The 23,311-nt window shown below is 67.4% G+C and carries 17 protein-coding genes and 1 pseudogene; 9 read left to right on the top strand and 9 right to left on the bottom strand.

What is annotated here, in order from left to right; translation table 11 throughout:
• Positions 1–254: 254 nt before the first annotated feature.
• Positions 255–2,273: an APC family permease gene (locus RHA1_RS38965; protein ID WP_011599456.1), complete on the top strand. Its 2,019-nt coding sequence runs from the start codon at positions 255–257 to the stop codon at positions 2,271–2,273.
• A gap of 179 nt (positions 2,274–2,452) precedes the next feature.
• On the opposite strand, the gene RHA1_RS38970 is transcribed toward RHA1_RS38965, so the two are convergent.
• The 9 genes and pseudogenes from RHA1_RS38970 to RHA1_RS39015 all read right to left on the bottom strand — a co-directional run bounded on the left by RHA1_RS38970 (position 2,453) and on the right by RHA1_RS39015 (position 10,862).
• A complete protein-coding gene (locus RHA1_RS38970; RefSeq protein WP_029537907.1) occupies positions 2,453–2,725 on the bottom strand; it encodes a GlsB/YeaQ/YmgE family stress response membrane protein in 273 nt (90 codons plus the stop codon).
• 163 nt (positions 2,726–2,888) lie between these two features.
• The gene (locus RHA1_RS38975) at positions 2,889–3,935 is read right to left on the bottom strand and encodes a YncE family protein (protein ID WP_029537904.1); all 1,047 of its coding nucleotides are present in this window, start codon (positions 3,933–3,935) and stop codon (positions 2,889–2,891) included.
• A 50-nt stretch (positions 3,936–3,985) separates the two neighbouring features.
• Positions 3,986–4,932 (bottom strand): annotated as a pseudogene (locus tag RHA1_RS38980) (DUF1259 domain-containing protein).
• 703 nt (positions 4,933–5,635) lie between these two features.
• Positions 5,636–6,217 (bottom strand): ATPase, encoded by a 582-nt coding sequence (locus RHA1_RS38990; protein WP_011599462.1) that lies wholly within the window; start codon positions 6,215–6,217, stop codon positions 5,636–5,638.
• Positions 6,214–6,588 carry a TA system antitoxin ParD family protein gene (locus RHA1_RS38995; protein ID WP_016880473.1) on the bottom strand — a complete coding sequence of 125 codons (375 nt, stop codon included), beginning with the start codon at positions 6,586–6,588 and terminating at the stop codon, positions 6,214–6,216. Before RHA1_RS38995 ends, RHA1_RS38990 begins: the two co-directional genes overlap by 4 nt.
• 153 nt (positions 6,589–6,741) lie before the next feature.
• Complete coding sequence (locus tag RHA1_RS39000; RefSeq protein ID WP_011599464.1) at positions 6,742–7,014, bottom strand: hypothetical protein; 273 nt, start codon at positions 7,012–7,014, stop codon at positions 6,742–6,744.
• Between the two features lie 286 nt (positions 7,015–7,300).
• On the bottom strand, positions 7,301–7,891 hold the full coding sequence (locus RHA1_RS39005; RefSeq protein ID WP_011599465.1) for a hypothetical protein: 591 nt from the start codon (positions 7,889–7,891) through the stop codon (positions 7,301–7,303).
• Positions 7,892–8,301: 410 nt separating this feature from the next.
• Complete coding sequence (locus tag RHA1_RS39010) at positions 8,302–9,702, bottom strand: sensor domain-containing diguanylate cyclase (protein WP_011599466.1); 1,401 nt, start codon at positions 9,700–9,702, stop codon at positions 8,302–8,304.
• 212 nt (positions 9,703–9,914) lie between these two features.
• On the bottom strand, positions 9,915–10,862 hold the full coding sequence (locus RHA1_RS39015) for a phospholipase D family protein (protein ID WP_011599467.1): 948 nt from the start codon (positions 10,860–10,862) through the stop codon (positions 9,915–9,917).
• A 434-nt stretch (positions 10,863–11,296) separates the two neighbouring features.
• Here RHA1_RS39015 and RHA1_RS53050 point away from each other — a divergent pair, with 434 nt between their 5' ends.
• The 8 genes from RHA1_RS53050 (at position 11,297) to RHA1_RS39055 (ending at position 23,281) form a co-directional block, all read left to right on the top strand.
• Positions 11,297–11,428, top strand: coding sequence for a hypothetical protein (locus RHA1_RS53050; RefSeq protein WP_272942786.1), 132 nt, complete (start codon positions 11,297–11,299; stop codon positions 11,426–11,428).
• Positions 11,425–13,443: a hypothetical protein gene (locus RHA1_RS39025; protein WP_011599469.1), complete on the top strand. Its 2,019-nt coding sequence runs from the start codon at positions 11,425–11,427 to the stop codon at positions 13,441–13,443. Before RHA1_RS53050 ends, RHA1_RS39025 begins: the two co-directional genes overlap by 4 nt.
• The gene (locus RHA1_RS39030; RefSeq protein WP_011599470.1) at positions 13,443–14,240 is read left to right on the top strand and encodes a hypothetical protein; all 798 of its coding nucleotides are present in this window, start codon (positions 13,443–13,445) and stop codon (positions 14,238–14,240) included. The genes RHA1_RS39025 and RHA1_RS39030 overlap by 1 nt, the downstream gene beginning before the upstream one ends.
• A gap of 322 nt (positions 14,241–14,562) precedes the next feature.
• Positions 14,563–16,548 carry a cutinase family protein gene (locus RHA1_RS39035; RefSeq protein ID WP_011599471.1) on the top strand — a complete coding sequence of 662 codons (1,986 nt, stop codon included), beginning with the start codon at positions 14,563–14,565 and terminating at the stop codon, positions 16,546–16,548.
• 136 nt (positions 16,549–16,684) lie between these two features.
• Positions 16,685–17,458, top strand: a complete 774-nt coding sequence (locus RHA1_RS39040) for a TnsA-like heteromeric transposase endonuclease subunit (RefSeq protein ID WP_237727068.1) — start codon at positions 16,685–16,687, stop codon at positions 17,456–17,458.
• A complete protein-coding gene (locus RHA1_RS39045; protein WP_011599473.1) occupies positions 17,458–19,545 on the top strand; it encodes a TnsB C-terminal domain-containing protein in 2,088 nt (695 codons plus the stop codon). The genes RHA1_RS39040 and RHA1_RS39045 overlap by 1 nt, the downstream gene beginning before the upstream one ends.
• Positions 19,542–20,669 carry an AAA family ATPase gene (locus RHA1_RS39050; RefSeq protein ID WP_011599474.1) on the top strand — a complete coding sequence of 376 codons (1,128 nt, stop codon included), beginning with the start codon at positions 19,542–19,544 and terminating at the stop codon, positions 20,667–20,669. The genes RHA1_RS39045 and RHA1_RS39050 overlap by 4 nt, the downstream gene beginning before the upstream one ends.
• The gene (locus RHA1_RS39055; protein WP_050787571.1) at positions 20,666–23,281 is read left to right on the top strand and encodes a TniQ family protein; all 2,616 of its coding nucleotides are present in this window, start codon (positions 20,666–20,668) and stop codon (positions 23,279–23,281) included. Before RHA1_RS39050 ends, RHA1_RS39055 begins: the two co-directional genes overlap by 4 nt.
• The last annotated feature ends 30 nt before the right edge of the window (positions 23,282–23,311 follow it).

Raw genomic sequence — 23,311 nt, forward strand, 5'->3', positions numbered from 1 at the left:
GTACAGATCAGCGTCGGCCTGCGGCGGCAGAACGGGAAGAAGGGGTACGGGTTATTCGCGAAATCGATTGGCGCACAGCTTCCCGAGGTGATGCGGTCATGGCATCGGGATGGGATCGGTGACCGGTCGACTACAGCCTGGCGCGGATAGTCGGCAGGTCGCGTCGCCCACCGGCGCGCGAAGCGAAATATCTTAGCGAAATCCTTACGCCCCGGCAGCCGAGCGCAGTCCCGAACCGCGTCTAGGCTTCGGCGGTGTCCAAAGCCGTACATGCGGCGCGGCGCCTGATTCTGGGGCGTGCGCTGCGCAGTGAGCATCTCGGTGACCAGTTGCTGTCCAAGCGGCTGGCGCTGCCGATCTTCGCCTCCGACCCCCTCTCGTCGGTGGCCTACGCCACCCAGGAAATTCTGCTGGTCCTCTCCCTGGGCGGGCTGGCGTACCTGTACCTCACCCCCTATCTGGCGGCCGGGGTGGTGGTGCTGCTGGCGGTGGTGGTGCTGTCCTACCGGCAGGTGGTCTTCGCCTACCCCAGCGGCGGCGGATCCTACGAGGTCGCGAACCGTAACCTGGGGCCGTCCGCCGGGTTGACGGTCGCCGCTGCCCTGCTCGTCGACTACGTGATGACCGTGGCGGTGTCGGTGGCCGCCGGAGTGGACAACCTCATCTCCGCGCTACCCTCACTCAATCCGCATCGGGTCGAACTGGCGGTCGGCTTCGTGATCCTGTTGACCGCGATGAACCTGCGCGGGGTCCGCGAATCCGGCAAAACCTTCGCCGTCCCGACCTACGGATTCATCGCCGGCGTCCTCGTCCTGATCGTCACCGGCCTGATCCGGGTGCTACTCGGGGACGCACCGGTCGCCGAGAGCGCCGCCTACTCGATCACCCCGGAACACTCCGGGTTCACCGGGCTGGCGCTGGTGTTCTTCGCCCTGCGCGCCTTCTCCTCCGGCTGCACCGCGCTGACCGGGGTCGAGGCCATCTCCAACGGGGTCCCCGCCTTCCGGAAACCCAAGAGCGCCAATGCCGCCAAGACCCTTGTCGCGATGGGGGCTACCGCGATCGTGATGTTCGCCGGCATCACCGCACTGGCCATCATCAGCAAGGTTCGCATCGCGGAACACACCTGTGACCTGATTGGTTTCACCGGAAACTGTGACACCGATCCGCAGCGCACCGTGATCGCGCAGATCGCGGCCGCGGTGTTCGGGGGGACCACCAACGTCGGGTTCTTCTACATCCAGGCCGCCACCGTGCTGATCCTGATCCTGGCCGCGAACACCGCCTACAACGGGTTCCCGCTGCTCGCCTCGATCCTGGCCCGCGACCGCTACCTACCCCGCCAGCTCAACACCCGCGGCGACCGGCTCGCGTTCAGCAACGGCATCATCCTGCTGGCCTTGGCCGCCGGCATCCTGATCGTCGTCTTCGACGCCTCGGTCACCCACCTGATCCAGCTCTACATCCTCGGGGTGTTCACCTCCTTCACCCTCAGCCAGGCCGGGATGGTGCGGCACTGGAACCGGCTGCTGCGCGCCGAACCGGACCGGGCCGAGCGGCACCGTATCCGGGTGCGGCGCACCGTCAACGGTGTCGGCTGCGCCCTCACCGGGTTGGTGCTGATCATCGTGACCGCCACCAAGTTCACTCAGGGCGCCTACCTGGTGGTGATCGCGATGCCGATCCTCTTCGTGATGATGAAGGCCATCCGCCGGCACTACGACCGGGTGGCCGCCGCGCTCGTCCTCGACGAGGACAGCTTCGACCTGCCCTCCCGGGTGCACGCCATCGTCCTGATCTCCCAGCTGCACAAACCGGCCGCCCGCGCCCTCGCCTATGCCCGCGCCACCCGGCCCTCGATCCTCGAGGCCGTCACCGTGCAGAGCGACGACACCCCCCGACTGCAGAAGGAGTGGGACAAGCAGAGTATGCCGGTGCCGCTGAAGGTGCTCGCGTCCCCCTACCGGGAGGTGACCCGGCCGATCATCAACTATGTCAAAACCATCCGCCGGGACAACCCCCGCGAGGTGATCACCATCTACATCCCCGAGTACGTCGTCGGGCACTGGTGGGAACACCTGCTGCACAACCAGAGCGCCCTGCGCCTGAAGGGCCGGTTGCTGTACACCCCCGGAGTGATGGTCACCAGCGTGCCCTGGCTGCTGGACTCCGCCGAACACGTCACCCATCCCGCCGCGAGGCCCGCCCCCGGCGACATCCGCCGCGGTGGTCTCGCGGCCGGCACACCGGGCCCGCTCACTCCGGCACTGTGAGGAGACCACCCCTGGCCGCGCAGCACGGGATCTACCGCAACGCCGACTCGGGCGTTCTGGTCCGGTGGTGCCGGGATCGACTGCAGCGATGGGACATGCCGCACTCGCTCACCCGGCTCGCCACCCCGCTGGGGTCGACGACCGTCCTGAACGCCGGCACGGGCCCCTTGTGGAGTCGTTCAGTGGTGTACGCGGCGACCGGTGACGGCCTTGACGATGAACAACAGGATCACCGCGCCGAGGAGACAGGTCAGGAAGCTGAAGATCAGCCCGCCGCCTTCAACGTCGACTCCGAGCAGTTTGAGGAGGAATCCACCGAGCAGTCCGCCGGCGATGCCGACGACGATGTTGAGGAGGATGCCCATCTGAGCATCGGTCTTCATGATCTTGCTGCCGATCCAGCCGGCTAGTCCGCCGATGATGATCCAGCCGATGATTCCCAGTCCGAGCATCGTGGGGTCCTTTCCTGGGGCACCCGCGAGGTGGTCTTGGGTGCCGTGGCCGTCGAGCGGGGTGTCGACAACTCTTGGTGGAGTGGATACCCCGATGAGGTCCTTGAGAAGCAGCGCTGGTGGTGTGCACGTCTGCGTCGTGATCACTCACGGTGGTGTGGGATCAGGGATTCGGAGCCTGTTCGAGGAGGGCGGGACGGCCGCCGGTTCCGTCGGGAATCGGGTAGTAGGTGTGGTGGGTGTTCGGGTCGAGTACCGCGACGTGTGCGCCGTCGGCGAGGTGACCGGATCCGAGTTCGGTGAGGTGTCCGCCCTGTTGGTCGAGCACTGTGACGGTGCCGCTCTCGGAGGCAACGTAAAGGCGTTGCGCTCCTTGGTCGTAGGCGAGGACATCGGGGTGTTTGCCGACGTCGATGGTGCCGGCGGTCTGCCAGGTCGCCAGGTCGACGGTGAGCAGGGTGGCATTGTCCTCGCAGGCGACGAACGCCAGCCGCGCCTGCGGGTCGAGGGCGAGGCCGTGGCCGCCGCGGCAGCCGGGCAACGGGAGCCGGCGAATGACGGTCAGAGCCTGTGGGTCGATGGCGGCGAGATCGCCCTTCCCTTGCACGGCGACCAGCATCTGGTCGGCGACCGGGTCGTAGGCGACGTTGCCGACGTCGCCGCCGAGGTCGACGGTGCCGCGTACCTGGGCGGTGACTGCGTCGATGACCGTTTCCGAGCCGCCGGATTCGTTGGTGGTCCACACCGCGCCGCGTTTCGGGTCATGGGCGATCCCGTCCGGATAATCACCGGTGGGGGCCTGCCCGAGCACGGCGGCGGTGTCTTCGTCGAGGATGACCAGCCGGTTGTCGCCGGTGGCGGTGACGTAGACCCGGCGCAGTTCGGGAACGACTAGGACACCGTGCGCCTGGGACAGGTTCGGGATCGTCCGCACGACCTGCCGGGTGTGGACGTCGACTTCGATGACCTCGCTGGCGCCGAGGTGGGCAATGAACAACAGTCCCCGATCAGAGTCGAGACTTCCGTAGTCGAAGCGTGAATTGTCGCCGGGGAGGGCAATTTCCGCGACCGGCTGCAGCGGCAGCGACCCATCCTCCGGCGGTGACGATCCGGACGAGCACGCGCCGACCCACATCGCCCCGATCATCAGCGCGGGCACCAGGTGCCGTGCTGCTCGGGCGCCGCGGCCGGTCATGGGCATCGTTCCCATTGTCGTCTCCTCGCCGTTCATCGCCTGCGTTGTCGAGCGCCGAGGCCCGGTCAGTTCCCGGCTGTGATGTTGGTGGTGTCGACGGCGATCCGCAGGGTGGCGGCGAGGGCGGGGGCGTCGCCGACGGCCCAGAAGTGCAGGTAGAACAGGCCCGGTTGTTCGTCGAGGGAGTGGTTGTGGACCTCGACGACGTCGATGCCGCCGGCGCGGAGCGCCTCGATCACGTTCTGCACCTCGGGTGCGGTCATCACGATGTCCCCGTTGACTGCGGCCCGGCCGCCGCCGACCGGTTGGAAGTTCAGTGCGGTGGTGACGCCGAAGGTGGGCGGCAGCAGATGGCCGTTGTCCTCGATGGTGTCGCGGCGGCCGATGGTGAGTTTGTAGATGCCGCCGTCCGCGGTGCCGTGCCGTCCGAGGGCGGTGTCGAGGTCGACCGGCGGCTGCTGGGCCGGGGGCGGGGTCGGCGGGGCGATGGCGGTGACGTCGAGTGCGGCCCGGATCCCGCGGGCGAGGTCGGCCGGATCGCCCATGGCGTGGACGCGGGTCCACCACACCGGCGGGGTCTGTTCGAGCGGGCGATTGTGGATGGCGGTCTGGGCGATGCCGTGTGCCTCCAGCGCGTCGGTGACCTGGGGGAGCTCGTCCTCGGTGACGACCAGGTCGCCCATCACCAATGTGTCGTCGTCGTACCAGGCGAAGGCGACGTAGCCGCCGAGCGACAGACCCGGCTTCACGGTCACCCCGCGGGTAACCACGGTCAGGTCCGTGGGCAGCGCGACCCGGCCCACGCCGCCTTGTCGCCGAGCTTGCCGGTGCGGCCGAGGATGGTGGACACCGAGGAGCAGTACGCGTCGGTGGTCTGCCCCGGCGTCTGCTCCGCCGGGGTCGTCGGACCGTCCGCGGAAGTGGTGGTGTCACCGCACGAGATCACCGCGAATGCCAGCGCGGTGACCAGGAGCAGGGATCGAAGGGCCGTGACCTGCGCAATCCGAGACATCGGTGCACCTTCTTCTGCTGTCGTCGGACCTCGCCGGGAGATCCACATCAACGGTATCCAATTGCGGACGTTCGGGTATCCGAGCAGCTCGGTGAGCGCGAATTAGGTGTGTGAGGAGGAGCGTTCGCCGATGCGGCAGTACGCGATGACCGGATGGTCGGCGGTGATGCGGCGCGGGCCATCACGACCAGCTCGCGATCTGGTGAACCTGCCCCGCGAGAGGCGATTACGCCGGGCCCTTTGCCTCGTTTCTCGCGGCAGGCGTGCCGCGCCAGCTCTCGGCTATTTCGGGCTCGGAACATCTCGTCGAGCATTCGGATCTCGATGGGGGTGGGGAACCGGAGGCGTTTTGCGGCGACGTACACCCAGCGCTCCTGCCGGGTGTGGCCCGAGTCGGTCGGGGAGGGCGTCCAGGTGGGCGAGGAGTTCGTTGTCGAGCGCGACGTCGATCCGGGCGGTCAGCGCGTCGGGCCTCGTGTCATGCAGTGCGGGATGGTACGCAGGTCGACGCCAGGTCGTCGCCGCGACACATTCTATCGGAACAACCCCACCGTCCATCCGGCGTTGGCTTCCAACCGGTGTCCTGTTTGACGGATCGTCAAACAGGACAGGCCGATACGGTGTGACGTGGCGGGGTCGGCCACCGGCATCGTGGGTATTGCGCGCTTCTCATTGACGTTGCCTGGTGCGGCACTGGCCGAGGCTAGCTGTCCGCGCGCAGTGCCGTCGGGGTCCAGGACGGCCAGGTCGGGTCGTCGATCGGGTTGCCGTTGGTGAAGCTTGCGACTAGGCGGAACGGGTGGGCTGTGGTGGTGTTGTCGTATACGTAGGCTTGGTCGGCGGCGGCGATCGCGGCCCGCAGTAGACTCCACAACCGCCCAAACCGCGCCCGGATCTTCTCCTCGGGCACATGGTGACCTCCGTTCGCTACACGGTCGACCACGCGCGCGACGGCCAACTCCTCCGGGATCAGGACCACGTGCAAGGTCAAGTGGAATCCTGCCTGGTGGGCGTCGCGGAGCAGGTCGAGTTTCGACTCGTGGGAGAACACGGTCTCGGTGACGAACGATCGGCGTTGGGCGATCCGCTGTGCTCGTTGTTCGGCGGCGAGGGAGGCCGCTTCGTAGGCGTGGGTTGCCGCCTCGTGCGGCCAGCGTGCGGCGGCGATGACGTCTGCGTTGACGAAGTCCAGGTGCGTGACGGGACCGAGTATGTGTTCGTAGAACGTGGTCTTGCCGGCACCGTTCGGTCCGGCGATGGCGTGCAGGACGGGATCGGGGCTCAAGCGTCGGCCGGCCCGCCGTCTTGGGCGGGGTGCCGAACGATGTTCCCGTGTTGGTCCAGCTCGACGTAGGAACGGCCGGAGTGGGCGAACTGTTCTGCCAGGTTCAGTCCTTCTCGGCGCTCGGTGATGCGCTCGGTCCATTCGGCGCGGACGACCGCCTGTTCGCGGTCGGTGAGCTCGTCGTAGTCGCGTCGGCCGTCCAGCACGTCGGCGACGTCGCGGTAGGAAACGCTGTGGGAGGCCTCCAGTTCGCGGCCGATCCGCGCCCAGTGCGCGATCTGTTGCGCGGCGCTGCGACTCATCCGTCCACCGACCAGTTTCGCCGATGCGTAGAGCTCGTTGTCGATTCGAGTCGGGGATGTAGCTGCCATGTCGTGCACCTTCCTCTCGACACCACTGTAGCAGTCTGCAACAGCCCAGGTGGGTGTGGTGCTGTGGGTCACTTCCGAAGCGTTTCCGAGCAGGTCTGCTGCGGGCATTTTCCTGCTATCGGCGAGTGGATCGGTCGGCACCGGCAGCGGCGGTCATGGGCGTTCTTGCAACCGTGCGGTGTGCCGCTTCGCCACGTCGAGGTCGGCGTCGGCGATTCCGAGTGTGTCCTGGGCGGCGCGGAGGGCGTCGACGGCGCTCTCCAACGCTTCCGGTGCGGTGGTCGGGTCGCCGAGTTCGTTCACGTCGAGCGTGTGCGCGTCGAGGGCTGCGTAGGTGCGCTCGAGGTCGAGGAGGGTACGGCGTAGGGCGTGCAGCGCATCCCGGACCTTGGTGACCTGCTCGTCGAGGTCGACGGGGGTGCTCACACGATCACGTCCATGTCGGCGGGGATATCCAGCTGCTCGTGCACGGCGGTGGATTGGTCGAGGTCGGTCATGCGATCACTCCGTCTGTTGTGAATCACTTGGGCAGGTCGTGGAGGCGGTCCGCTCGAGAGCACTCGGGTAAGGGCCGAGGTCGTGGTGTGGCACGCTCTGCCTGGCAAAGGCTCAGATTGATGGGGTTGCAATACCCGGCCCGGGGCGCGGCGCCATCGATCGTGCGCCGACAAGCTCCGCGACCGTAGCCGCAAAGCGAGGATAGCTAGCCCCGCTACGCTAGCTGGCATCGCGGTGTGGCTGCTCGTTCGACGTTTCGTTTGAGTACGGCCAACATCCGTGCCTGCATGATCCAGACAACCGGGGGAAAGAGCCAGTAGAAGACGAAACGCCCGAGCCAGCGAGGGCGGAAGGCTTGGTAACCGGCGATCACCAGACGGGTGCGCCCGCCGGGCAACTCCTTCAACAGGAAGCCCCAGAGTCCTTCGGTGTAGGCCGACGGCCGTGGTTGCTGGGGATCGAGAAGGCGGCCTCGAAGATCGCTCAACCCGCGCAGTCCCAGGAACCGATTCGGTTCCAGCGCTGCGACCTCCCAGGCGTCCACGGGGCCGTGGCGGCGTGTCCGGTACTTCACGTAGTCGCCGAGGGCGAGGTCCTGCCACTCGGGGTGGACTCTGTGGGCACTGGGGCGACCGGCGTTGTCCAGGTGGTCCCAGGAGTACCATCCCCCACGATCGCCGCCCAGCTGGACCAGCCACGGCCAGACCTGATCCGGGTGGGGCGTCGATCGTGACGGCCATCGCCCCGCCTCTGTCGCCGCCGGGAACCAGGTCGGCACCGGGATACGGCCCGGCGACTTCCGCATCCGTCGCGCCCCAGCGCACGAGCCGAGGGCGTACCCAGGCTCCGTAGAGGACAGCTGCTGTCCCGGCGGCACCGACGATCGTGCGTCCGAACGTCATACGACAAGCATTAGAGGCCTTGCACCGCCTCGCAAGGGACCAACGTCACGGGGTTGTGCGGCCCCCTTCGGGGGCCCGGCCGCAGTCCGACAGGAAGTGGGGACACGAGCGGCGTAGATCGGTGCTGCTGGGGTGGGCGAGCGGCGGGAATCGCACGTGTCCGGGCATGCGGTACGCAGTGTTCCCTCGGCGCCGGTGGTGTCCGGTCAGGGATCCGCTGACGCGACAGCGGCCGGGGCCGGGGATTCCGACACGTTCGGGACAATCACCCGCCGCCACGACGTTGAGAACCTGCAGGGTGCGGCTGTTCGGGTCAGGGGGCGAGGGCGTAGCCGCTGCCGGTGGCTTTGGCGTGGTACATGGCGGCGTCTGCGCGTCGGATGAGCGTCTGCCGGGTTTCCTGCGGTCCGGCGAGTGCGATGCCGACGCTGGCGGTGAACCGAAGTGGGCGCCCGGCGGAATCGGCCCCGACTTGTAGGTCGGTGATCCGGGTGGCGAGGGCGATGGACTCCTCGACCGAGGTGGTGCCGGGGCAGACGATGAGGAATTCGTCGCCACCGATCCGGGCCACGGTGTCGGTGGGGCGCACCACCGACTGCAGTTGTTCGGCCAACCGGATGAGGGCGTCGTCTCCGACGGCGTGGCCGAGCCGGTCGTTGAGGGTCTTGAACTCGTCGAGGTCGATCAGCAACGCCGCGACCTTGGGTTCGCTGCCGGGTGCGGTGTCCAGGGCGGCGTCGATCTGCTGATGCACCAGGGCACGGTTCGGTAGCCCGGTCAGCGGGTCGTGCAGGCTCTGATACCGCAGCGCCTGTTCTGCCTCGATGCGGCGGATCGACGCGGTCAGCACCGCGGTCACCGAGCGCAGGAACATCACGTCCCGGTCGGTGTAGTCGCGGGGGCGGGCACTGTGTGCGGTCAACACACCCCACACCGGCTCGGCGCCGATGGGAACGCAGACCCCGGACCGCAGCCCCCGGGCGTTCATGGCTTCGGTGGAGAACCGGCGCTCCCCGTACCGGTCGGGGCAGATGATGATCTGATCGGTGGCGGCCGCGTAGCCGGGTTGGGACTCGGTACCGGGGGTGAAGGTGTCCGGGGCGGGGGGTTGACCGCGGTAGGCGAGCACCCGCAATGCGCCGCCCGGCTCCTCGGCCCGGGCCACCGAGGCGCAGTTGACCCCCATCAACGCGGCGGCGGCGTCCGCCGCGGCGGCGAGCACGTGCTCGAGGTCGCCGTCGACGGCGATTTGACTCAATTCGGCGAGGGAGCGTTGTTCGCGGGCCCTGTACGCGGCCGCCTCCAAGGCTGCGTACAGGCGCTGTTCGTGCTCCTGAGCGGTCCGCAGATCCTGGGCGATGCAGGCGATCACCGTCGGGCGGTCCTCCCGGCTGCGCTCGACCACGAACGCCGACAGGGTCACCGGGATCGGTTCACCGGTCAGGAAGTTCCGAAACTCCGACCGCCCCTCCCACTGGCCCTGTTCGAGCAGGGCCGATTCCATGTCGGGGGCCTGTACGAACCCGACATCGGTGAAGAATTCCGGCGCCCAGCGCGCGGCGACGGCGGCCTCGTCGGTCAGTCCCATCAGGTGCATGCCGGCGGGGTTGAGATGGAGCAGGCGACCGGTGTCGTAGTCGGCGATGGCGACCAGGTTCTGGGCGTGCTCGATCACCGACAGCAATATGCGGGCTTCCGCTGCATCCGGTTTCATCCCGGTCGTCCTTCCCCGGCGTCGATGACGGGCGCCGCCGTTGTGTTCACCCGCTCGGTCGAGCCTTCACAGTGCTGGTGATAATTCGAGTGAACACCGAACGGGTTCAATCAGTCGATGGTGGATGCGTCCAAATCCTGGGTCGCGTTTCGGCCGTCGGGTTCGTCGGTTCCGTGCAACGGACTCCCATGCTGACACAGACTCGCTGAGGGTCAGAGGTCCCACAGCCCCAGCAGCGCAGTCCGGAGGGTGGGGGAGCGGACGTAGTGGTCGGTCCGCAGCCGTGAGCCGGGGTGCCCGAGGTCGGTGAGCGCCCTTTCGGCGTCGGTGAGGGGAAGGGGAGGCAGGTCGGTCCGGATACGGAGGAAGTACAGCACCGCCCCGCCGGACCGCGGGATCTTCATGGGGTCGGACACCACGACGGCCGGTGGGTAAATCCACCCGTCGTCTACGGAGACGAAGACGACCACGTCGCCGCGCCGGACAGCGCTGGTTCTGTCGAGGCGAAGCGATTCGAGCTGGTATTTCACCGCCGGCCCAGCCGTGGCCGGTTGCCGCGGCCGGTGCTCGTCGAGCACATGCTGTTCGGTGGGACTGGGCTCGTAGTCGACGGCATGTTTGACGAACATCCGGGTGACCGGGGCAGGCAGAAACTCGGCCTCGGTGTCGCGGATTCGGCCGCTGACACCAGGGATCGGCACCGCCCGGCCGATCTCCCACTCCCGAGCGGCGTTGTCGATGAAAACCTCATCGATTTCGGTGATCTCGTCGAGGCGGTCGATGAACGTCCGCACCGAGGCAATGACCTCGGGGTCGTCGGTGATGATGACGGCATCGTCTGCGAAGGCGGAGTTCTCGGACGCGTTCGCCGACCCGATTACGGCCCGGGTGTTGGTCGCGATCACTTTGGCGTGCAGGGTCGGTGACGACAGCACCCGCACCCCCTTGTTCACGTAGTACGCGAGGGCGGCGGGGGAGGTGGCGTGTGCCCGGATAGCGGCTTTGGAGGCGTTGACGACCAACAGGTCCCCGGCGCGCAGCGGGAGCAGCTCGGGTGCGTCCTGTCCGAGATACGCGATCGCGGCGTACCGGGCGCCGCGGGTGCGGATGGCGCGGGTGATGTGTGGCCACGGGCTCGGCCCGTGGAAGGTGGTCCCCATACCGACAGACGGTAATCGGCCGACCGGCCAGGGTGGCGACGGTCCCTGGCTATGCCGGCAGGATCGCCGTCCTCGGTCTACTCATTGTGCCCTCGGCAATCAGTGGCCCGCGCAAACGTGCATGCAAACATGCCGACGAAGATACGTGCATGAGGACATGTGGTGGGTAATGTGACCTCCGCGGAACTGCACGGGCGGCACGAAACAACAGGTGGGTGGGTATGGCGAAGGTAGGAAATCCCGACGGCGGCGCCCGCCGCCGCCCGACTGCGGGGGGACGAGGCGCCGCGGGGTCGGATAAACGCGCTCCCGGTGCGGGAGACTCCGGTGGTGCGGGAGGGCCGAGTCCGGAAGTGAGGGCGAGGTTGGAACCGCGGAAGGGGCCGGCGAAGGTTCCGCTCAATACCCGGGTGTTGGCCTCGACGGAGGCCCGGTTGACCTGGCTGGTGAACGATCGCCAATCGACGGTGACCAACGTCGTGGACGTGGCCCTGCAGGAGTTCTTCGACCGCTACAGCGTCCCTCCGGCAGATCATGACGGCCGGATCGCCGAGCCAGAGTCATGAGCGGCCGGGGGGAGCAGATTCCCCTGTTCGCACTGCCCGAGGCGACCCTGACGGCGTCTCCCGGTTCCACCGATGGCGTTGTCCCCGAAGATGATGACGCCGTCTCCGTCGATGCTGGTGTCTGCGTCGCCGCCGATTTGGCGGGTTCCGAGCCGGCCGTAGCCGCACACTCCGACTCGTCCGAGCAGGCGGATGTCGCCGCCGCCGACGCCCCGACCCCGCCGTCTCCCGAGGTGGACAGCGAAGAGTCGGAGCCAGCCGTTGCAGCACACCGTGAATCGTCCGAGCAGCGGGACGCCGCCGAAGCCGACGACGCCCCGACCCCGCCGTCTCCCGAGGTGGACAGCGAAGAGGTGGACAGCGACGAAGTGGCCGACGACGAGGCAGGCAGCGTCGCAGCGGATCCGCCGGTGTGGGAGGCGCTGCCCGCAGGAGACGAAGCCGACGGCCATGCGCTGATCGTGACCGCCGACGGGACCTACACACCCTCCGGGCGGGAGTTGACCGGCCCGGTCGATACGGTCGAGAAGCTGGACAAACTGATCCGCTGGGCCTCGCTGACACCGTTGGGAGCCCCCGCACAGATCTGGGTCGTCGGGCAGGCCGCATGCGAACTGCTTGGGTGGATCATCGACCCGGGCAGCGAGGACGACGTCGACGACATGGAGGCCCTCCGCAACCGGGCCGCCCAGGAACTGACTGCCGTCCTGCACGCCACCCTGACCCCGATGCTGAACGCGGGGTGGGAGTTGCGCGGTGACCCCGGGCACGTTGTGCACCTGTCCCGCTCGATCGGGAATTTCACCTCCATGGTCGATGTGGTGATCGAACCATACGTGTGGACGTACTGGAACAAGGACTTCGGTTGGCACAACCGGGTCGGGGACATGGGCATCCTCGGCTCACCGACGGCCGGAACGTATCTCCCGGACGACGACCTCCCGGCCGCACGGGAACTCGGTCGCCGGTTGGCCTGGTGCGCCCAGCACCTCGGGGTGCTCCCGGGACCAACGCCCGCACGCACCGGCGCCGCCCTCGTCGACAAGATCAAGCGTGAACGCACCCGCAGCGGCAAAGGCATCGTCGTCACCACACCCGGCTCGGTCCCACCCCTGGACGGCCCGCCGCGGGGAGACCTCGAACCCGCGGTCGGCTGGACCCGCGTCCCCGACGCGCAGGATTTGGACGGGACGAGCCGGTTGGTGTCGATCGACCAACGCGCCGCCTACCTCGCCTCCGCGGGCATGCTCGAATTCGGCTACGGACAAGCCAAACACCTGACCGGGGACGGCGCGGCCGCTGCGGCGGTGGGGGAGAAGGGTGCCCCGTTCGGGCTGTGGCGGATCACCCTGCCGCCCGGGCAGACACTGTCGCTTCCCGACAAGCTACCCCTGCCACACCCGCACATGCTCGCCGACCAACCGGTGCAGACCTGGGTCACCTCGGTCAGCCTCGACGGGCTGTGCTCACCGGTGGCAGACGGAGGAATCGGCGCCGAACTCGACGACCTCGACATCACCGAGGCCTGGATCTACCCACAGCAGGGCCGGGCGCTGGACAAGTGGGCCAAAATCCTGCGCGAGGCCCGCAAGGCCGCGGTGGACACCGAAGACGACGCGACGAAGCGGTTCCTCGGCACCTGCTACAAGGGTTACATCGGGCGAATGGTCAACCCGGACATGTGGACTGCGAAGCAGATGCAACATCACCACCAACCGCTCTGGCGTGCGTCGATCATCGCGCACTGCCGGTGGCGCGGCCGCCGCGTCGCGATGCGGATTGCCCGCGAGCACGGCCGCTGGCCGGTCCGCACCGTCACCGACTCCTGGGTGTACCTCCTCGCCGACGGCGAGGACATTGCCGACGCGAGCGAGGCGCTGGGGAAGATGTCGGTGGAGAAGGACGTGGTCCTCGCCGACACACTCCGGTCTGCCTTCACATCGGCCCAGGACGTGCACGACGTGAACCTCGCGATCAAGGCGGCCTTCGCCGACGACGAAGAGGGGGATCTCTGATGGCCCTGCATCTTCCCAAACCGCGCACCACGAAACCGGCGCAGGAGGCGGTCGGTCTCGACGGCCTCAAGGTGTCCGTGGCCAACGCCGCGACCAGCGGTGTCGAAAAATCAAAACAGGTCAAGAGCGGGGGACTGGCCGGACTGACCAGCAAGGTCCCGGTCAAGCAGCTGCGCAAGGAACTCGGCAACGAGGGCCTGCGGCAGGCCGCGATCGATGCCGGCCGCACACCCCCCTCCGCGCGCACACTGCGCCGGTGGGCGCAACAAGGCCGGATCCCACACGCCGACGTCCTCGAGCGAGCCCAACGGCGTGCGGCGATCGAACGCCTCGGCGGCATCGATGCCGTGGCCGCGAAGATCGGGCGGTCCCGCTCCGCCGTGTCCCGGTACCGGTCCGGGGAAACGAACGAGTTGCGTTCCGACGCCAGCAAGAAACTCCGGAACGTCAAGGCCGAGGACATCATGAAACGCGCCGGAGTGTTGCGGCCCGACGGGACGCCGAAAAGAGCGGTCATCCGGGTCAAGGGTGGTGTCATGGTCCGCAACGGCGCCGACGAGGGATACGACTACCGGGTCCGGACCCTGGACTTCGCGAACTCCGACACACCGTTCACCAGTGAGGAGTCCCGCGAACTGGCCGCCGCACTGGCCAACGACGATCACGCCCGGGTCGTCGCACTGCTCGAGCGGCACGCCACCCTCGATTACCCGGAGAACAAGGGCTTCAACAAGTACAGCGACCAGTTCGGATTCCACTTCGACCACATCGACTCCGTCCACATCGACTGGATCTGATCGCAGGCCTAGGAAATCCGGGGGACGTGTCGTTCCCGCAGCTCAGATCGCGGAAAGCGTTGCCGTCGCGGCAGCACTGCTATTGCAGCTAGCGGTTCTCGCAACGCTACGGGGTTACGCGGCGGTGGCCGGGCGGCAAGCGACGCGCGAAGGACGGCCAGGCAGAAGAAGTTATCCCCATACCCCGTTGAATTCCGCTGCCGGATTCGGTCACCGTATGCACCTCACCTCATCGGTGTGTGTTCTTCGGAGGCTGCGTGTGGCATCCCGGGGCTGCATCGAGGGGTGAGCTTCATAGCTCGCCGCTACAGATGAGGTGCCCATGCCCCCAGGACGTTCGAGAGCCCGCAACGTGGTCGCTCTCGTTGCGTGCGCGACCGTCGCCGGCGGTTGCGTCGCACTGACAGCCCCCGCTATCGCGCACGCCGACCCCACCAGCTGTGCGGCCACGTTCAATCTGCTCATCCCCGGCACCTGGGAGACATCAGAGACCGCCGACCCCCACCAGCCTGTGGGGATCCTCAAACCGGTCGCCGACGCCATCACCACTGCCCACGGTGACCGGGCTGAGGTCTACACCCTCCCGTACATGGCCCGCGCGTTCGACAACGGACACACCTACGCCGACAGCAAGGTTGACGCCCTCACCAAGTCCAAGGCTGTACTCACCGAGGTGGCCAGCAAGTGCGCGAACACGAAGTTCACGATTACCGGATACTCCCAGGGCGCCGACGCCGCCGGCGATCTTGCCTCTCAGATCGGCAACGACCACGGGCCGGTGCCCGCCGACCGGGTCCTGGCCGTCGGCCTGCTCGCCGATCCCGGCGCCGGCACCAAAGGGGCGGCGACTGTCGGCCCGCGAACCTCCGGCCACGGCATCGCCGACCCACGCCCCCAAGGAATGGGCACACTCTCCGGCCGCGTCGCTTCCATCTGCGACCCGAGCGACCTGTACTGCTCGATCCGCAAGGGCGACAACCCCCTACTCGGCTCACTCGGGTCGATTCTGAGCAAGACCCCCAGCACGAACGGAAACACCAGCAACGTCGACGGAAACGCTCAGCTGGCCACCGCGCTGAGCTCGGATTTCTCCGGTGCCGACCTGCCCGCACTCGGCCGGGGTGTCACCGCACTCTCCCAGCAACTCTCGCAGCCGAACGTCGATGTCAACGGTGTTGCGGCAACGGCATCATCCCTCGCCAGCACGCTCGCCCCGCTGGCTGATCTGATCGACTCCGGGGCCGCACGTGCTGCCACCGCACAGCTCGCCGCCACCCCGGTGGGCAGCCCCGAACACAGTGCCTCCCAGGTATTGTCGAAGGCCGGAGCATCTGATCTGTCCGCTGCACTGACCACGGTGACGGCGATCGCCGACACCGCGGGGAAGCTGGCCGAGTCGGGGGCGTCGACCGTGGCCGGGGCATCGGGGGACGCGGCGCAGCTGTCGGCCGCAGCCACCACCCTCGGCGGCCAGGTCGCCCCGCTGACCTCGGTTCCAGCCGATGCACTCGCGTCGTCCGCGACTGTGCTGTCGGTGCTCAAACCGGCCACGGTGGTGAGTCAGGTCCTCAACGTCGCCACCGGGGTGACCGCTCTCGACGTGCCCGGCATCCTGCACAACCTCACAGTGCTGCCACAGAAGGTCGCCGCGCTCGACGCCCACGGCGCGCACCAGGTGGCGGGGGAGCTGAACAACCAGTTCGCGCCGCTGGTGAAGATGGCCGCAGCCGTGGATCTGCGCTGGGTGTCGCAGATACTCTCTGTCATCCCGGACCCCACCGGGTACACCCAGATCGCCGCACTCGTAGCGTCCATCCTGGGAGGCGTCGACGTCATCCGGCTGGCCACCCTGGTCGGGCAGATCCAGGAAATCGCCTGGACCGCGGTGGAGAAACTGCTGCCGCCACCCGGGAAGGCACCCGACCCCCTCGGAGCGGGCGCCGCGATGGTGGGTCTGCTGCCCGTCGGCCTCGACCTGGCCTCGGTGGCGGTGACCATGCTCTCCGGCAAGGCATCCAAGACCCCACCGGAACTACTCGGCACAGCCTCGAACACAGCGGCGACCAGCATCAGTACCCAAACGGAGAATGTTGATCTGCCGGCGCTGACCGGCTCGCTGACGACCATGGCCCAGTCCCAGGGGGCCGAGGACCTGACCGCCCTGGTCGGCGAAGGCCTGAAGGCCGCGAGTTTCTTCACCTCCGGCGCCCACACCAACTACAGCGCGCTCGTCGTCGACAACGCCGGCCGCAACGCGATCACCTGGCTGTCCGATTGGCTGAATCTGCAGATCGAACGGTCCGTATGACCTCCCGCGCCTACAACTGTAGGGTCTCAGATTCGATCGCCCATTCTCGAAACGGACCGCACTCCTGATGCATTTGTGCAGTTCGAGTGAGACACGCCGACTCGGTTCCAACGCAGATCGTTGGGACGGTGGCAGCGTGCATGTCGAAGGGTTGGTAGTCGGCGAAGGGCAGCCCATGGCTGGTGCAACGGTGGCCGGGTCCGCGGTGGTGAAGTTTCGTCGAGCGCTTGACGGCCAGATCGAGGAGATGGCCTGGGACGATGTCACCGGGGATCGATTGTCGTCGGCAGCGCCGTGGAGAACCTTCCGATGGCATGACAACCAGCAGCATTATTCGGGCGCCTATTGGTCAGCAACCGAGCGCGGCCACGTCATCTACGAGTCGCGGCTCGAGCTCGCGCATCTTCTTTTCGCGGATTTCGATGATGAAGTCAATCATATTGTTGCGCAGCCGTTCCTGATCACGATGACGGTGGACGGTCGAGTGCGCAAGCATGTTCCGGACTACCTGCTGATCACCGATACGGGCCTAAGAATTTTGGATGTCAAGCCACGAGATCGGCTGTCCAAACCCAAGGTTCGATTCACATTCGGATGGACCCGCGCGTTGGTCGAAGGGCGGGGATGGCGGTTTGACGTCGGCAGCGAGCCACCCACCGTAGAACTCGATAACGTGCGATTTCTGTCCGGCTTCCGACGAGACTGGTTATTCGATCCAACCCTGATCGGTGAGCTTCAGGCACACGATCTACACGGCCAAACGATCGCGGATGCATGTCGACTATTTCCCGATCACCCTGCACCGCTAGTTCGTTCGGCCATCTTCCATCTTCTCTGGAGGCGTCAGTTGTTGGTCGACCTGACTCGTCCGCTGCGCCCGTCTCGGATCCTGACGAGAAGGGAGGGGTGATGCAGCGGGCTGGCGTTCGGGTGGGTGTCGGCACCCGGTTCGTCCTCGACGGTGAGGCTGCCGAGGTTGTCGAAGTCGCCGCGAACGACCATGGCGTCAGTGTTGGTCTCCGGATCGGTGCGAGCCGGCGGCTGGTGATACTCGGTTTACGTGAGCTGCTGGACTCCGGCCGGGCCCGGCCCATCGCAGACTATGGTGATACCTCGGCGGACGAGCGCGGAGAACCCGCGAGCATCATCCTTGCCGAGCTGTCGGAAGTTCAGCGGGCGAAGGTGCTGGAGCGTGCGGGGCATATCAGGGAGGTGCTGACCGGATACCGCGCCGGGAGTGTCGAATTGGCCGCGGCCGGTGAACCCCGGACCGGATTCGATCCTTGCCTGCCGTTGACCAGACGGTATGAGGCCAAGGCCGCCGAACTCGGTGTTGGAGTCCGCACCATCAAGCAGTGGGTTTCGCTGTTCCGGGCAGACGGCGAGGCTGGGCTCGCGCCCAAGCCGTCGATGCGCAGGGGTGTCGTGGCTAACTCGGACGAGCGGTGGGTTGAAATTGCGCTGGAGGTGATGGTCGAGCATGTGGACCAGTCGCGTCCGTCGCGGACGATGGTGATCGCGCGGACCAATGCGCGGGTGGCGGCGCGGTTCGGTGAGGGTGTGGTGCGGGTGCCGTCGCGGGCGACGGCGTTTCGTGTGCTCGAGCAACTGGAGCGGAGGCATCCGACGTTCCGGCTGAGTACGAAACGGAACCGTGATATCGCCGCTCGACCGGCGGGCGTGTACGGGAAGCTGCGGCCGACCCGGCCGGGGGAGTACCTGCTGATGGACACGACCCGGCTCGATGTGTTCGCGGTCGATCCGGTGACATTGCGGTGGGTGCAGGCTGAACTTACGGTTGGGATGGATTGGTACACACGCTGTGTCGTCGGGATCAGGGTCACGCCGGTGTCGACGAAGGCGGTGGATGCGGCCGCGACGTTGTATCAGGCCTTCCGGCCGCGACCTGCGGGCAAGGACTGGCCCGCGCATGCGGTCTGGCCCGAGCACGGCATTCCGCGGTCGCTTCTGGTCGATGTCGAGGCGATCGACGGGCCGATGGCCGGGGCGGCGTCTCCGGCGATCGTGCCCGAGACGGTCGTGATCGATCACGGCAAGATCTACGTGTCGGAGCATTTGACCAGTGTGTGTCAGCGGATGGGCATCTCGATTCAACCGGCGCGGCTGCGGACCGGTCGCGATAAGGGGCCGGTGGAGCGGTTCTTCCGCACTATCCGGGAGGACCTGCTGCAGGCGCTGCCCGGGTACAAGGGTCCGGATGTGCATTCGCGGGGTCTGGCGCCCGAGTCGGAGGCCTTCTTCTACCTCGACGAGCTCGAGGACATAATCCGGGAATGGGTGGCGGTGGTCTATCACCATCGCCCGCATGAGGGTCTGCTGGATCCGCATTTGCCGACCTTGGAGTTGTCACCGGCGATGATGTTCGAGCACGGCATGGCGCGCGCCGGGTACATCGAGGTGCCGCGCGATCCGGATCTGGCGTACGAGTTTCTTCGGACGCACTGGCGCACCATCCAGCACTACGGTGTCGAGATCGCGGGGCGCCGCTACAACGGCCCCGGACTCGACCCGTACCGGAACGTCACGAGCGGTTACGGCGGGGCGGCGCACGGGCGGTGGCCGATTCAGGTCGACTCCGACGACATCACCCGCGTCTACTTCCGCGATCCCGACTCGCGGCGGTGGCACACGCTGGAATGGGAACACGCTCCGTCACTGCAGATGCCGTTCAGCGAGGATGCATTGGTGTTTGCGCGCCGGTTGGCGAAGGAGAAGTACACCTATCCCGACGATCGGATCGCGGTCGCCGACCTGCTCGAGCGCTGGAGCCTCGGGCTCGGGTCGAGCATGCAGGAGAGGCGGGTGGCGTTGCGGCTCTCCCGCGAGCCCGCAGACCTGGAGGTGACGGCCGCGGTGCCTTCCGCAGAGGTGGGCGACGACGACAGCGACGACGAGCTGGACCTGCCTGGTGGCGATCCCGGTGCCGGCCCGATCGATGAGGACGACTTCTACGCCGAGGCGCTGGAGGACGTGTGAGCGGCGATGCCGACGAAATCACCGACGCCGAACGGCGGTTGGACAATCTCACCCTTGCCCGCAAGGAGGGATGGCAGCGGTTCGCCACCGCTCCGACGCGGACTCAGCCGGAGGTGATGACCCGACAGCAGATCACAGCGTTGGGTGAGGCCGCGCGGGCGGAGTACGACAGGGCACGGCGGATCTGGCACGCCAACCTCGGCCCGCTCAAGACGCCGCAGCTGGCCGAGTTGCATGAGGACCTGTGGGACATCGTCGACAGCAACTGCCAGGATGGGGACAAGGCCAAGGGGGCGGTCGGGATCGATGCGCTTCCGGGGCTGGGCAAGACCACCTCGGTGTTGGCGTTCGCGAGGGAGTTCCACTGCCGCGAGATCGGCGACTTCGGTACCCGAACCGCAGCCGGTCACGAGCGCTGGCCAGTGTGCCGGGTGGGGCTGACCGGGAACACCGGGATGAAGGAATTCAACCGGGCGATGCTGAAGTTCTACGCCCACCCGGGCACCGAGCGCGGCACCGCCGCCCAACTCGCCGACCGTGCACTTGACTGTGTACTGTCCTGTGAAACAACGCTATTGGTGGTAGATGACCTGCACTTCCTGCGGATGCGGGCCCAGAGTGGGGTCGAGATCAGCAACCACTTCAAGTACATCGCCAACGAATTCCCGGTCACCTTGATCTTCATCGGCGTGGGGCTTGCCGCGCGTGGCCTGTTCTCCGAAGGCTCCTCCTACGCCGAGGCGGTGCTCGGGCAGAGCGGGCGTCGGACGACCCCGCTGGGCATGCGGCCGTTCGTCGTGGACACCGAGGTCGGGCGTCGCGAATGGCGACAGATCCTGCTGGCCCTCGAACAGCGTCTCGTGCTGGCCGACAAACACCCCGGCATGCTCGCGGACCACCTGTCGGACTACCTGTTTGCCCGATCGACCGGGCACATCGGTTCGCTGATGACACTGATCAACCGTGGCTGCCAACGCGCTGTCCGCACCGGCGCGGAGCGGCTCGACGTCGAGCTGCTCAATCGGGTCCGGGGCGACGCGGCCGCCGAGAAAGCGCGTCAGGAACTGCAGGCGGCCGTCGCGGCCCGGCGCATCACCACAACCCCGATGCGGGAAGCGGTGTGAACGCGAACCGCACACTGCCCATCCGGTTCCCGCCGCTGCCGGGCGAGGCGCTCGACTCGTGGCTCGAGGCGATCGCGCACCGCACCCGCACCGCGTGGGCGGACCTGACCGCCGCGGTCGCACTCACCCCGCCGACGCCCGGGGGATTTCGGCACAGCGATTGGGCCGTGTTCTTGAGCGGCGGCGAAGCGGCGGGGATCGCGGCCGCCACCGGCGCCGATCCCACGACGGTCGAGGCGATGACCTTGGCCCGCTTCGACGGCACCGCGGTGGACATCGACCGCGCTCGGCGCCGCGTGGTCTGTACGTTCCCCTGGAGCCGGCCGCACGGAGCGCGGTACTGTCCCGACTGCCTCGCCGAGACCGGCGGGCGATGGCAGCTGCACTGGCGGCTGGGTTGGGCGTTCGCCTGCACCATTCACCGATGCCTGCTCGCCGATAGCTGTCCCCGCTGCTTCCGGCGCCAGCGCGGGCAGCCGACCCCCGGCGACACCATCCCGGATCCCGGGCGCTGCGGGCGCCCGGCCCGTTGGCACGGCGGCGCCTCGGCGCCTCCGCGCTGCGGCGCCGATCTCACCCGCACCGACGTAGCCCGCTTCCCGGCCGGCCACCCGGTCCTGGTCGCACAGCAGATCGTGTGCGACACCATCGCCGCGGGCACTGGATCGTTCGGCGTGTACGCCGAACAGCCGCTGTCGACGCGAGAGACCCTCGCCGACGTGCGCACCCTCGCCGCACGTGCGCTGTGGCACGCACGCCATGAGGACCTCGCCGCCCGATTACCCGCCGAACTCGCCACGGCCTACCGACAAGCGAAGGCGACCAAAGGCTCCCGCGACTGGCCCAACCCACCGGACAAACCCGGATCCTGGGCGCCGACACACGCTGCGCTGGCCGCGGCCGGCGTCACCGTCGCTCTGCAGGTGCTCGATGCACCCGACATCGCCTCCGCCGGTGATCGGCTGCGGTGGCTGATGCGCGGCGGTCACCACAGCGGCCTGGTCATCACTCCCAAGACCGTCCGCTCGTGGGGCCGCGACACCAGCGCAACACTGGCGGCGGTGCAGCTGAGCGCGCTGACCCCGCTGCTGCAGCCGGTCCACCAACTGCGGTACCGCACCACCGCCGACTACCCACGCCACCCCGAATCGGACGAGCGTCGCGTCGACCGCATCCTCCGCCGCCTACCCACCCTGCTCTGGCCTCAATGGTCCCTTCGATTCGCGCTGCCCGGGTGCGGTCACACCGAGACCAGCGTGGCACTCGCCGTCGCGACCCTGCTCGTCGGATCCCGACTCAGCCGAACCACCGCCGCCGACATGCTCGGCGCGGCGGCAACACCGCAGACGGTCTCACGGATCCTCAGCCAGCTTGCCGCGCACCAGCACTGGCCCGACGCCAATGCCGCCCTCCTCCGCCTCGCTGACTACCTCGACATCACCGAGGTGCCGATCGATTACGCTCGCCGACGCGCCCTGAACTACGAGGACCTACTCCCCGACGAGCAGTGGACCGACATCTGCCGGCGCACCCTGACCCCGCCCGGGGACGCGACCAAGGCCGATGTCATCCGACGCTGGCTGTTCCAACGCCTCAGCGGCCTGCCCGCCCACCGCGCACCCAGTGCCAACAGTAAGTACGCATTTCACACGAAGCTCGCCGCGCTGCCGCGGCACCTGACGCCCGACCTCGCCGCACACCTCGATCACACGGCCCGGCAATTCCTCACCCACCACGGCCTCGGGGAGGAACCGATCACCTGGCACCCACCCCTCGACCTGATTTCTGGATTAGACTTGCCCGCAATCGATCCGGAGGAAATCGACATCACCACCCTGCACCGACTTATCCGATACGAGCGACGTTCCTACTCCGCGGCCGCCGACCAGCTCGGCACAAGTATCGACACCGTTCGACACCTCCTCGAAACCCATCCCGCCCCAGAATCGGCGGCCCAGCTCCGCATCAGGGGCCACGCGTCCGCGCGAGCACGCGCCGCACTTCCCGAAAACACATTCATCGAGCTCTACCACCGCCAGAACCGAAGCCTGCGCGAGATCGCACGCAGCCTCGACGTCAGCAAAGCGACCATTGCGACCCTCGCCCGCGACTACAGAATCGAACTACGGCGACCGCAACCACGACCATGCATCGTCATAGACAGAGACTGGCTCCACGACCAATACGTCACCCGCGGACGCACGCTCACCCAGATCGCCCACGAGACCGGTGTCAATCGCGGCACCATCAAACGCTGGCTCACCGTCCACAACCTCCCCTGCCGAACTACCACCCACCGCGGCTGCCGTTCCGCCGCCGGAGTAGTGGCGACTCCTACCCTGATCCGGCCGGCACTGGTCCGCCCATACGGACGTCAACGACTTCAACGCTTCATCGCGGCAACCGAACACCGGACTATCGACGCCGCAGCGCGCACCATCGGAATCACACCGTCCACGTTGACAATCCAGATAATGAGGCTCGAACGAGAACTCGGTGGCAAGCTCCTGGTTCGTGCTCATGGACACCATCCGATGAGTCTCACCCCACTGGGAGCGGAAGTACTCGCCGTAGCCCGAGACCTTGAAGTACCCATACTCGCGCCGCTGTAAGAAGTGTCGCAGATCGGAGACACGCGAAGT

This window comes from Rhodococcus jostii RHA1 (assembly GCF_000014565.1).
GTDB lineage: Bacteria > Actinomycetota > Actinomycetes > Mycobacteriales > Mycobacteriaceae > Rhodococcus_F > Rhodococcus_F jostii_A.